This window comes from Hymenobacter lapidiphilus, from assembly GCF_003417065.2.
In the GTDB taxonomy this organism is placed as follows: domain Bacteria; phylum Bacteroidota; class Bacteroidia; order Cytophagales; family Hymenobacteraceae; genus Hymenobacter.
Genome location: NZ_QVLT01000003.1, coordinates 63,622 through 75,171 on the forward strand (window position 1 = coordinate 63,622; position 11,550 = coordinate 75,171).

11 protein-coding genes and 1 pseudogene are annotated in these 11,550 nt (G+C 62.5%); 3 read left to right on the forward strand and 9 right to left on the reverse strand.

Going from position 1 to position 11,550, the window contains the following annotated elements:
* Window positions 1-12: 12 nt before the first annotated feature.
* Window positions 13-858, reverse strand: coding sequence for an NAD(P)H-binding protein (locus D0N36_RS02465; RefSeq protein ID WP_116939468.1), 846 nt, complete (start codon window positions 856-858; stop codon window positions 13-15).
* 177 nt (window positions 859-1,035) lie between these two features.
* On the opposite strand from D0N36_RS02465, the gene D0N36_RS02470 reads away from it, so the two are divergent.
* A complete protein-coding gene (locus tag D0N36_RS02470) occupies window positions 1,036-1,917 on the forward strand; it encodes an SDR family oxidoreductase (RefSeq protein ID WP_116939469.1) in 882 nt (293 codons plus the stop codon).
* Between the two features lie 91 nt (window positions 1,918-2,008).
* Here D0N36_RS02470 and D0N36_RS02475 read toward each other — a convergent pair whose 3' ends face one another.
* The gene (locus tag D0N36_RS02475; protein WP_116939470.1) at window positions 2,009-2,860 is read right to left on the reverse strand and encodes a DUF1571 domain-containing protein; all 852 of its coding nucleotides are present in this window, start codon (window positions 2,858-2,860) and stop codon (window positions 2,009-2,011) included.
* A gap of 185 nt (window positions 2,861-3,045) precedes the next feature.
* On the opposite strand from D0N36_RS02475, the gene D0N36_RS02480 reads away from it, so the two are divergent.
* Window positions 3,046-3,804, forward strand: a complete 759-nt coding sequence (locus D0N36_RS02480; protein WP_116939471.1) for a glycosyltransferase family 2 protein — start codon at window positions 3,046-3,048, stop codon at window positions 3,802-3,804.
* 118 nt (window positions 3,805-3,922) lie between these two features.
* Here the strand turns inward: D0N36_RS02480 and D0N36_RS02485 are convergent, their stop codons facing one another.
* From D0N36_RS02485 to D0N36_RS02495, 3 genes are all read right to left on the reverse strand, one after another.
* The gene (locus D0N36_RS02485) at window positions 3,923-5,200 is read right to left on the reverse strand and encodes a metal-dependent hydrolase family protein (RefSeq protein WP_410504149.1); all 1,278 of its coding nucleotides are present in this window, start codon (window positions 5,198-5,200) and stop codon (window positions 3,923-3,925) included.
* A gap of 160 nt (window positions 5,201-5,360) precedes the next feature.
* Entirely contained in the window at window positions 5,361-7,604 is a 2,244-nt protein-coding gene (locus D0N36_RS02490; RefSeq protein WP_116939472.1) for a S46 family peptidase, read from the reverse strand.
* Between the two features lie 255 nt (window positions 7,605-7,859).
* Window positions 7,860-8,378 (reverse strand): YkvA family protein, encoded by a 519-nt coding sequence (locus D0N36_RS02495; protein ID WP_116939473.1) that lies wholly within the window; start codon window positions 8,376-8,378, stop codon window positions 7,860-7,862.
* A 106-nt stretch (window positions 8,379-8,484) separates the two neighbouring features.
* Here D0N36_RS02495 and D0N36_RS02500 point away from each other — a divergent pair, with 106 nt between their 5' ends.
* Window positions 8,485-9,015 (forward strand): DinB family protein, encoded by a 531-nt coding sequence (locus D0N36_RS02500; protein ID WP_116939474.1) that lies wholly within the window; start codon window positions 8,485-8,487, stop codon window positions 9,013-9,015.
* Between the two features lie 286 nt (window positions 9,016-9,301).
* Here D0N36_RS02500 and D0N36_RS02505 read toward each other — a convergent pair whose 3' ends face one another.
* The 4 genes and pseudogenes from D0N36_RS02505 to D0N36_RS20205 form a co-directional block, all read right to left on the reverse strand.
* Window positions 9,302-9,940 (reverse strand): AlbA family DNA-binding domain-containing protein, encoded by a 639-nt coding sequence (locus D0N36_RS02505; protein ID WP_116939475.1) that lies wholly within the window; start codon window positions 9,938-9,940, stop codon window positions 9,302-9,304.
* 83 nt (window positions 9,941-10,023) lie between these two features.
* Window positions 10,024-10,899 carry an SDR family NAD(P)-dependent oxidoreductase gene (locus tag D0N36_RS02510; protein WP_116939476.1) on the reverse strand — a complete coding sequence of 292 codons (876 nt, stop codon included), beginning with the start codon at window positions 10,897-10,899 and terminating at the stop codon, window positions 10,024-10,026.
* A 173-nt stretch (window positions 10,900-11,072) separates the two neighbouring features.
* Window positions 11,073-11,276, reverse strand: coding sequence for a hypothetical protein (locus tag D0N36_RS02515; protein ID WP_199798297.1), 204 nt, complete (start codon window positions 11,274-11,276; stop codon window positions 11,073-11,075).
* A 99-nt stretch (window positions 11,277-11,375) separates the two neighbouring features.
* A pseudogene (locus D0N36_RS20205) lies at window positions 11,376-11,546 on the reverse strand (hypothetical protein); the annotation flags it as partial.
* Window positions 11,547-11,550: the final 4 nt, after the last annotated feature.

The window sequence follows — 11,550 nt, forward strand, 5'->3', positions numbered from 1 at the left end:
GGTAAGCCGCCCTCAGCAATAGCTCAGCGCGGCTACCACATCATCGTGGCGGAACTGGTATTGGGTGAGCTGGCGGATGACCGATGAATCGACCTGTTTGCCGCCGCTGGTGCCCTCAGCAAAAGTAGGCGGCTCCAGGCCAAGCTGAGTGGCAGCGGCAGTAAAAAACGTGCGTCGGCTGGGGTGGCTGGCCGCGCAGCCGTTGAGCGTAAGGCCCCACAGCTCCAGCTCCAGTACCTTCAGTAGCAGCCCGATGCAATCCTGCAGATGGACCATATTAACTGGCGCTTCGCCGTGGGCTACGCCCGTACGCCCGGCCAGAAAACGGCCCGGCTGCCGGCCGGGGCCCATCAGGCCCGCCATCCGCACCACCGTATTGGTGGGGCCCTGAAACAGCGCTTCGGCCCGCAGCAAGTGCGAGTCTGCTTCGGTTGAGGCCTGGGCGTCGTCCTCGTGCATGGGGCGGGCCTCATCGGGGTACACGCCGGTGGAGCTGACCAGCAGCACATGGGCCACCCCGGCTTCGGCCGCCGCCTCGGCCACGTGGCTAAGCATAACCGGGTAAGCTTCGGGCTGGCCGGGCCCGCGCCCCGGTGGCACGTTCAGTAGCAGCACCTCTACGCCCTGTAGCAGCACGCGCAGCGTGTCGGCGTCGGTGGTTAGGAGAGTGGGGGCGAGGCGCAGCAGAAAGGGCTGGATGCCGATGTCGCGCAGGGTCAGGAGTTGGCTGGGGGTGGTAGTGGTGCCGCGCACGGGGTAGCCGGCGGCCATCAGCGCCTGGGCCAGGGGTAGCCCCAGCCAGCCGCAGCCCAGTACGGCCACGGTAAGGAGCGAGGCAGAAGAGACAGGTTGAGTCATGTGGGTTTAAAGGTGGCAAAAAAACCGGCGCAGGCAAACTCAACGAGTAATAACCGGCCCTGAAAATGACATCGGCCGGGCCAGAAAACGGAAGAATTGGTTTTCTTGTGAAAAACCGGCCGACCTTGCGGCTGGTTCTTATTCGTCTCCACTTTCCACTACACACTTTCTCTGCTTATGGCCTCCGCCCATCCCTACGCCCAGCCCATGCTCCGCGATAATGCCCTGCAGGGCAAAACCATCGTCGTAACGGGCGGCGGCACCGGCCTCGGTCGGGCCATGACGACCTATTTCCTCCAGCTTGGGGCCAATGTGGTCATCAGCTCCCGCAAGCTCGATGTGCTCGAAAAAACGGCCGCCGAACTGCGCGAACAGACCGGCAATGCCAACATCCTGGCCGTGCAGTGCGACGTGCGCAAGTACGACGAAGTAGAGGCGCTGCTGGCAAAAACCATCGAAACCTTCGGCGGTGTCGATGTGCTGCTCAACAACGCCGCCGGCAACTTTATCAGCCCCACCGAGCGCCTGAGCCATAAGGCCTTCGATGTAATCGTGGACATCGTGCTCAAAGGCTCTTACAACTGTACCCTAGCCTTCGGCAAGCGCTGGATTGCCGACAAAAAGCCCGGTACCATTCTCAGCATCGTCACCACCTATGCCTCGGTGGGCTCGGCCTACGTGGTGCCTTCGGCTGCCGCCAAAGCCGGCGTGCTGGCCATGACGCGCTCTTTGGCCGTCGAGTGGGCCAAGTATGGCATCCGGGCCAACGCCATTGCGCCCGGCCCCTTCCCGACTGAAGGCGCCTGGAGCCGCCTGTTCCCCGAGCCGTTGGCCTCCAAGCTCGACCCGGCCGCCAACGTGCCGCTCAAGCGGGTAGGCGAACACCAGGAGCTGGCCAACCTGGCCGCCTACATGGTGTCAGACTTTTCGGCCTACATGAACGGCGAAGTGGTAACGCTCGACGGCGGCGAGTGGCTCAACGGCGCCGGCGAGTTCAACAAGCTCGAAATCCTCACGCCCGAAATGTGGGACCAGATCGAGAAAACCATGCGCCGCTAAATCACAGATGTTGCAGATGCTGCAGATGAAAAGGATTCGTTCTAACACTAGAACGAATCCTTTTCATCTGCAGCATCTGCAACATCTGTGATTAAAGCTTATACCCTTTATAGTTCTTGGTGAACTCGGGGGCGGGGATGGGCTGGTTGGCGACGAGGTCGGAAAATTCGAACTTCTCGAACAGGCCTTTATCGTCGTTTACCTGCACGACGAGCGGTAGATAGAGTTTCTGGTCGATGCAGATGGTGATGCGGCTGCCATAGGCATTGGGAACCTGAATTGTTTTTCCGGCCGCCACGGTGGCGCCGGGACTCAGGTTGTTGCGCTCCAGAATGCGGTATTCTCCGCAGCCGAATTTCTCGGCAATGGTTTTGGTGGTTTCGGCCTTGGTAGGCTTGTAGCTAACGTAGCGGAACTGCGGGTACGAGGAGCGAAGTACGTGGGCCGGCCGGCCGACAACCGTGGTGTCGCCGGCGTAACGAAAGGTTTTCTCGAAGCCGGGGTTTATCCGTTGACCGGAGCCATCGAGCAGCTCAGAAATAGTGCCGTAGCCAGCCTCCATTACGCTGTGATGCTGCCCTTTGCGCATGATGGAGCCCTGCGGGTCGAGGCTCAGCGTTACGTAAGGGAAACTGTTGGGGTACACCCAGGCGTCGCCGCTGTTCTGGCCCGTTACGTAGAGCACCTCAATGCCCTGGTCGTTGCGCAGGTACACTTTGTAGGGGCTGAAATTCATCTTCATCGAAGTGCGGGCCTGCTGATATTTTCCCGCCAGGCGTTCTTGGGCCCGCACATTGCAGCGCAGGGTTTTCAGGTTGTCGATGGCGTTGGTCAGGCGGCTGATGAGCGTTTCGGTAGTGATGGCCGGGGCAGCGGGCAAGGCACTACTGCTTAGTAGACCTGCCAGCGCCAGCGCTGGCAGATAGTAAAAACGACGGGTCATAGAAAGAAACAGGGATTCGGTGATAAATGCGCAGACATAAACCGCGCCATACAGAACGCATGGCCGGCAGCCGTGCAGCAACAGTGCGGCAAAATAGCGCCAGCCCGTCAACCAATTTGCTGGGGGCGAAAATCAGCCCGTGAACCGGAACACAACTTTTTTCGGGGTTTGCCGGAATAGAAGCCATGCACTTCTCCGTTATCACCCCCACCCACAACCGCCACGCCTACCTGCCCGAAGCCGTGGCCAGCGTCCGGGCCAGCGTTTCGGCCCCGCTCGACTTCTCATTTGAGCACCTGGTCTGCGAAAACGCCTGCTCCGACGACACGGCCAGCTACCTGCGCGAGGCCGTCCAACAGCCCGGCCCGCCGCTGCGGGTGCGCCCCCAACCCGAGCTGCTGCGCGCCGGACCCGCCCGCAACCTGCTCATTAAGCACGACGCGCCCGCTGACGCCTGGATTGTACCGCTCGACGACGACGATTTGCTGCTCCAGCGCACCCTGTTTCACTACGGCCAGCAAATAGAGCAGCACCCCAACCGCCCCTGGCTGGTAGCCGATTTCCTGCGCGTCGACCAGAACCGCCGCTACCTGCCCGCTGACGACTATTATGCTTGGCAGTTCGACTCGCCCCAGGATATGCTGCGGGCCATTTTCCGGGCCGAGCACTTCATCCAGGGCAACGTCTGTTACGGCCGCGAGCTGTTCGATTCAGTGGGTGGCTACGACGAGCAAATCGAAATGGCCGAAGACCTCGACCTCTACGTGCGCTTTTTGCTGGCCGGCCATCTGCCCGTCATCTGCCCCCACATCAGCCACCTGCACCGCTTCCACGACAACAACGTCAGCATCGGCACCGATGCCGGCAAGCACGCCCAGGACTTACGGGTGATTTATGATAAGTACGCCGGGCAATTGGGCGAGATGGGGATGGAGCGGCCCTAGGGCTACAAATCAGAACGGTCATTCCGAGCGGAGTGAGGAATCTGGAGTGCAACGGGAACTCATATAATGGGAGTTTTTGCCGCGCTCCAGATTTCTCGCTCCGCTCGGAATGACAGGTCTATTTTTCCACCATAACCCCGCCCTTCACCACCAGCCGCACCTGCCGCAACGTGCTGATATCCTGGGTTGGGTCGCCCGACACGGCGACCATATCGGCCAGTAGGCCGGGGCGGAGCTGGCCACGGTCGGGGAGCTGGAAGAGGCGGGCGTTGGTGCTAGTGAGGCCGCGTAGGGCCTGTAGGCTCGTCAGGCCGTATTCGCGCACCAGCAGCTCGGCTTCACGCAGGTTGTCGCCGTGGGCAAACACGCCTACGTCGCCGCCAATGGCTAGCTCTACGCCACTTTGCAGCGCGGCCTTCATACTGAGGCGTTTCTGCTGAATACGTTCGGGCTCGGGACCAACGCCCTTCTGCCAGCCCCGATACTGGGCCACGGCGTCGCCGGCAGCTACGGTAGGGCACAGGGCCACGCCGCGCTGCTTCATCAGCTTGAAAATTTCCAGGGTGCCGCCGTCGCCGTGCTCAATGGTTTGCACGCCGGCCAGGGTGGCGCGGCGCATGCCTTCGGGCGTGCCGGCGTGGGCTACCACGGGCCGGCCGGCGCTGCGGGCGGTCTGCACAATCAGGTTCAATTCGTCCTGCGAAAACGTGGGCCGGCTGGGCTCGTTGGGGCCCCAGCGGTAGTCGGCGTACACTTTGATGATGTCGGCGCCTTTGCCGATTTGCTCGCGCACGGCCCGGATGAGGTTATCGGTCCCATCGGCTTCCTGGGCTCCCTGGGGCACCTCGATATCGACGGAAAGCTTGGGCCCGTAGGAGCCGGTGGCCACCAGGGCGCGGGTGGCTATCAGCAGCCGCGGCCCCGGAATCAGGCCCCGGTCAATTGCCTGTTTGAGGCCCACATCGGCGTAGCCGGCCCCTTCGCTGCCCAGGTCGCGGGCCGTGGTGAAGCCGGCTTCGAGGGTGGCGCGGGCGTGGGCCGTGGCCCGGGCCACGCGCAGAGCTTCCGATTCGAGCAGTACCTGGTCGTTCCAGGGCGTTTCGTTGTAAGGGTGCAGCAGCAGGTGGCTATGGCCCTCAATCAGGCCCGGCAGCAGCGTGAGGCCCGGCAGTTCCAGGGTGCGGGTGCCAGCCGGGGCCGTTAGCTGGCCCGCTGGCCCCACGGCCTTTATTTTGTCGCCCTCCGTCAGTACGGCCCAGCCGGGGTGCAGGGTCTGACCATCGAATACGGCGGCGGGCCGCAGCAGCAAAGCAGCGGGAGCGGCTGGGGTGGAGGGCTGGGCCAGCAGCGGGCCAGCAGTCAGCAGGGCAAGTACAAGGAGCGGGAGGGGGCGCACGGGCAGTAGTAAAAGCAGTGGCAGTGCTTAAAGCTACGGCTGCCGCAGGAGTTTTTACAGTAGCTGGCCAGCACAAAACGAAAGCAGCCCGCGGCGGGAGTTGTCGTAACAACTTCCACCACGGGCTGCCTGCCGGGCTACATATGAGTGCGCGGGGCTGCTAGGCCTTTTTGCGCTTCACTTTCACCTTCTTCAACTTCTTGTCCGGCGTAGCATCGGTAGCCGAATCCGAGGCCCCGACAAGGGTCATTTCCTTCACCAGATGGCCGGCACCGGCGTATTTATCCACCACGAACAGCATGTAGCGCACGTCGAGGGTAATGTTGCGCACGCGGTCGGGGTCGAACATAATGTCGGACATGGTGCCTTCCCAGTTACGGTCGAAGTTGATGCCAATCAGCTCGCCGTTGCCGTTGATGACGGGTGAGCCAGAGTTGCCGCCGGTCGTGTGGTTGGTGGCAATGAAGGCCACTGGTACCGAGCCCTTGTAGGCGTAGGGGCCGTAGTCCTTGGTCTGGTACAATTCCGCGAGGCGAGCCGGTACTTCAAACTCGGGGTTGGTGGGGTCGGCCTTCTCCATGATGCCGTCGAGGGTCGTGTAGAAATCGTACTTCACGCCGTCGGCGGGCTCGTAGCCGGCTACCTGGCCGTAGGCGAGGCGCAGGGTAGAGTTGGCATCGGGGTAGAATTTCCGCTCGGGCTGCTGCAGGCGCAGGCCGGCCACGTAGGTGCGCTGGAGCAGGGCAATCTGGTCGGTGGACACGTTGTAGTTGGGCAGAATGGCCGTGCGGTAGTTGTTCACAATGGCCGCCGCAAGCTTCAACGCCGGGTCCTGGCGCAGCGCATCAGACTTGCCGGCCGCTACCTCGTCGAGCACGACCTGCGCGCTGGCTTCCGAAGTCAGGCGCGACTTGCCGTAGAGCTGGGCCACGTAGGCGGCCCAGCCGGTTGTGGCGTACTGCTTCTGCAGCTCCTTCACGTAGGCCGGCAACAGCGCGGCCGGGGTGCCGTTGGCGTAGAGCGGTAGCAGCTGAGTAGCTACCTTCTGGTCGGTGGGGGCGCTGTAATTCTTAAAGAAACTGGTTGTACCCTTTTTGGCTTTTTCCACGGCGGTAGCTAGTTCGGCGGCGGGCACTTTGCCGCCGGCCAGCTCCAGCAGCGGCTGCAGGCTGTTGGCGTAGGCCACCAGCTCCACGCCCAGCGCGGCCTCGCTCACGTAGTCGCGGGCCAGAGTGTAGTCGCGGCCCTGGGCGTAGTTGCGCTGCAGTTCGGGCAGCAGACCGGCAAAAGTAGCGCGGCGGGCGGCATCACCCGATTCGGCCCAGCGCTGAAATTCGGCTTCGCGCTGCTGCTTCACGCGCACGGCGTCGAGCTTGCGCAGGCCGCGGTTCTCACCAATCCACTTTTTCCAGTAGTTGGCCAGGCTGGCATACTTGGCCGCGTACTGGATCCGCACCTTGTCAGAAGCCTTCATATCGGTGTCGAGCGCCTTCAGCTTGGCATCGCGAATGGCAATTTTGGCGGGGTTCGACAGCGAATACACCTCATCGACGCCCCAGCTGGTGAGGTACTCGTTGGTGCGGCCGGGGAAGCCGAACACCATCGTGAAGTCGCCGGGCTGCACGCCGGCCAGCGAAATGGGCAGGTGGTAGCGGGGCTTGAAGGGCTTATTATCGGGCGAGTAGGGGGCCGGCTTGTTGTCGGGGCCGGCATAGATGCGGAACAGGCTGAAGTCGCCGGTGTGGCGGGGCCAGGCCCAGTTGTCGGTGTCGCCCCCGAACTTGCCGATGCTGCTCGGCGGCGCGCCCACCAGCCGGATGTCCTGGAACACCTCAGTTACGAACATGTAATACTCGTTGCCATTGAACATGGGCCGCACGAAGGCCTGGTAGCCGGTGCCCTGCACGGCGGCCTGGGCCACGCGCTGGCTGTTCTGCTGCACGAGCTGCTCGCGCTGGGCCTCGGCAATACCGGTGGCCGGAACGCCAGCCAGCACCTGGCTCGTCACGTCTTCCATGCGCACGATAAAGGTGGCCGTGAGGCCCGGGTTGGGCAGTTCCTGACCGGGCGTCATGGCCCAGTAGCCCTTCGTGAGGTAGTCGTTTTCGACCGACGAGTGGCTCTGAATCTGGCCGTAGCCGCAGTGGTGGTTGGTGAGCAGCAGGCCCTGATCGGAGATGATTTCGCCGGTGCAGCCGCCGCCGAACTGCACGATGGCATCTTTGAGGCTGCCCTGGTTGATGGAGTAAATCTGCTCAGCCGTCAGCTTGAGGCCTTTTTTCTGCATGTCGGCCTCGTTGAGTTGCTTGAGCAGTAGCGGCAGCCACATGCCTTCATCGGCGCGGGCCGATAGGGTAGTGAGGAGGGTGAGGGCCAGCAGCGCCAGCCGGGAGCGTAAGGTCATGAAAACGGAAATGGATGGAAATATCAGGACGCTAAATTACGGTTTTAGCTGTTTGTGGTAGTGTTCAATAGCGCAGGCGTTGTTTCCCACAGAGGTGCGCAGAGTTTTCCGCGGAGGGACGCAGAGCAAACGACAAACGCCCACCCGGAAACCGGGCGGGCGTCAAAATAGCAGCGTGATCAATCTAATCAGCGAAAATCAGTGATTAGCAATCAGCGTACTCACCTTCATCTGAAGGTCCGCAATGTCTGTGATTTAGGAGTGACCTAACTCGGCTACGGCAGGTAGGTTTTCGGCCTTGGTGTATGATTCGTTGGGCTTTTTGTCGGCTGAAACCTCGTTGGTTTCGTCGGCGGCATGGGTATTTTCCCACTCGCGGAAGCTTTTCAGTTCGCCTTGGAACTTGCTGACGAACCAGCTAATCAGGGCTAAATCGTCCAAAAAGCCCACTACGGGGATGAAATCGGGAACCAAGTCAATCGGGCTAAGCACGTAAAGCAACACGCCCAGGCCCGAAACGATAGTGCTGGTTTCTACCTGCCGGTAGTCGCCGCTGACGTAGCGGCGCACGAGCCGCACCAGCGTGAAGGCCACCGAGAAGAGCTGCTTGAACTTGTTGTCGCCGCTTTCTTTGCTGGCGAGCTTGCTGGCCACTTCGTTGAGCACGAGGATGACCTTGAACGGGCGGCCCAGCAGCTTACCGGCTTTGTTGATGAAGACGCTGAAGAACGCGTTTTTGGAAATCGAAAGGCCCTTTTCGACAAGTGAAGACATAAAGCGAAAATAAGTTGAGATGACCCGGTGTACGCGCCGACGCGGGCCAGCGTTGCCGCCTGCGCCTCGTCAGCAGTCATTTGCCGTAATGCCCTATCTTCGGTCCATGAACCCGTTTCTGACCCCGCCCGCCGCCACCGAGTACGCCCCATTCTACGCCAACTACGTGCGCCTGGCTGGCCCCGACCCGCTGCAGGCCCTGCGCACCCAGCCCCCGGTGTTGCACCAGCTGCTGGCGAATCTCAGCGACGAGCAGGCCCTGTTCAGGTACGCGCCGGGCAAGTGGAGCATCAAGGAAAAACTGGTGCATATGATTGATACGGAGCGCATTTTCGTCTACCGCGCCCTGCGCATAGGCCGCGGCGATACCACCCCGCTGCCCGGCTACGAGCAGGACGATTACGTGCCCCTGTCGGAGGCTGATGCCCGCCCGCTGGCCGGTATTCTGGCCGAGTACGACGCTGTGCGGGCCGCTTCGCTCTGCCTGTTTGAGTCGTTTGGCACGGCGGCGGCCGAGCGGATTGGCACGGCCAGCGACCGGCCGGTGAGCGTGCGCGCCTTGGCGTATATGCTGGCCGGCCACGAGGCCCATCATCTGCAGCTTTTGCAGGAGCGGTACCTGCCCAATATGGCGTAACTTCGGGTTCTGCCCTGCCGCGCGGACCCGCAAATCCGCTTCCATTCCCGGCAAGGCCTTATCTTGAACGAATTCACCCCTAAAACCTACCACTATGGCTAAAGCCCAGGAACCCCGCAAAGAGAAAAAGAAGGAGCCCGCCAAGACTACCAAGGAGAAAAAGGCGGCCAAAGACGAGAAGAAGGCCCTTAAGTCCCGTCAGCAGGATTAGTCTGCTGCCACTGACAGGCCATAAGAAAGGCGCTGCAACTTTGGTTGCAGCGCCTTTCTGGTTTTCAGGCAGGTTTTAGAAGGTGTAGTAGACCTCTTTCTGCTTGTCGTGGTGCTTGATGTAGCCGTGCAGCGTGAGCTTGATGAGGTTGCGGTGGGCGCGGCGCTGACCAATGTTGAGCAGCTTCTGGTACTGGGCCAGCGTGATGCGCGGATGCTGGCGCAGGTACTCCAGCACGGCCAGCTCTTCGCGGTTGAGCGGAATCCGTTCGAAGCGGCCGGTTTCGGGGGCGGCTTCGCGTTCCAGTACTTTCTCGGTGAGCTGGCTGGTCTGCACACTCTGGTCATGCACCCGCACGTAGGCCCGCCAGTCGCCGTCGGCCACCTGGGCGCGGTGGGGCTTGGTGGCGCTTTCGGGCACGGTTACCACCAGCACCGTCCGGCCCTCGTGGTCTTCCACGGCCCGAAACTGCAGCTGCTCGTCCAGCGGCGGGTCGATGTAGTGGCGGGCGGCCTCGCGCAACTGGTAGAGTTCCTCCTCCACGTCGCGCACGCCCATTACGCGGCCTTGGTCATCAACGCCCACCAGCACCCGGCCGCCGCGGGTGTTGGCCAGCGAGGCCAGCGTACGGGCAATGCGCGTGGGGTGGGTGGTGCGCTGCTTGAATTCCAGCCGCTCGCCCTCGCCCTGCCGGATAAGTTCGAGTAAATCCATAGCGAGCAAACAGCCGGAAAGCCCAAAATGTCCGAAAATGCTATCTGCCAAACGTTGCTTTCGCCGTTGACCTGCCGGCGGCTTTATTCGATACCGGTTTCCTCGGCCGAAATCCGCCACAGGCGGCTGGCTTCGGTCGAACTGCTGGCCCGGTCGGAGCAGCGGGCTATCCGCCGGCCGGTGATATACTGCCCGTTGAGGCGGGCCGCTTCGGGTGCGGCGGCCAGGAAGAGGGTGGTTTCGGCGCCTTTTTCGGGCGCAATCATCAGGGGCCGGGCCATCCACCACATGGCCTTCATCACGGCCGAGGTGTCGGCGCGCATCAGGGCCGTATCCACCATGCCGGGATGCAGGCAGTTGGCCGTAATGGAGGTCAGGTCGAGGCGGTGGGCCAGCTCCTTGGTGAACAGGATGTTGGCCAGCTTGGAATCGGCGTAGGCCGTCAGCCAACTGTATTTTTCGGGTGAGTTGCGCGCCTCCTGTTCCGGCTCAATTTCGCCCACCCAGTGCGCCACCGAAGAAACGGTAACCACCCGGGCTCGTTTGGCCGCTTCGAGTAGCGGCAGCAGCAGGTTGGTGAGGGCGTAGGGGGCCAGGTGGTTGGTGGCCCAGCTCAGCTCGTGGCCTTCGTCGGTGAGGGTGAAGCGGCCGGGCATGATGCCGGCGTTATTTACCAGAATATCTAATTGGCTGAATTCCTGCTGCATCTGCTCGGCCAGCGTACGCACATTGCGCAGCAGCGACAAATCGAAGCACTTGACGTGTACCGCCGCAGCGGGCCCGGCAGCCTGCTGGATGGCCTCCTGGGCGCGGGCGGCCTTCTCGGTATCGCGGCCGACCAGCACTACGCGGGCTCCCTGGCGGGCCAGCTCGCGGGCCGTCACCAGGCCAATACCGCTGGTTGCGCCGGTTACCAGGGCCGTCTGGCCCGCCAGCGGCCGCAAGGAATCTGAACTCATAAAGGAATTATGCTAAAATGCTTGGTAGGCAGAGGAGCTAATACGGAAGCCAGATTGATGGGCTGGCCGGATTTCGCCCGGTTAGGTTGCCCGAAGGCAAACGCGTGGCCCGGCCGCCGGTCATCAACAATTGCGCCAGCGCAGATAGAACGTAGAAAACCCACTCCGGGGTTTCAGTCCACCAACCGCCGCTGCAATTCGGCCAGCCGCTGGCTTACCTCGGCCAGCCGGGGCCGCGCTGCTACCCGGGGCTGCTGGCAGCGGGCCTGCCAGTCGCGCAGCTCGGCTACGGTGGCGGCGGTTTCAGGCCGGGGCAGGCAACAGTCGAGCAGCTCTTCCAGCAGATTGCCGAAGGCCCGGCTTTCGAGGCGGGGCAAAAGATCGGCGGCCTCGGGGTTGGCTGGTGGCATGAAGCCGGCCGCCCCGAAGTCGCCCAGCAAGGCCGTGCCCGCGTCGGTTGCGAGAATGTTGTGGGCGTACAGGTCGCCGTGCATAATGCCGCGGCCGTGCAGGTGGGCCGCCGCCGCGGCAATGCCGCGGCCAGCCGCAGCAGCGCGGACAGCTCGAATTGGGCCGTGGGCGCGTACTCGTCGCGGGTGCAGCTGGCCAGGGTGGGCGGCCGGCCAAGTTGGTAAATCCCGGGTCAATCAG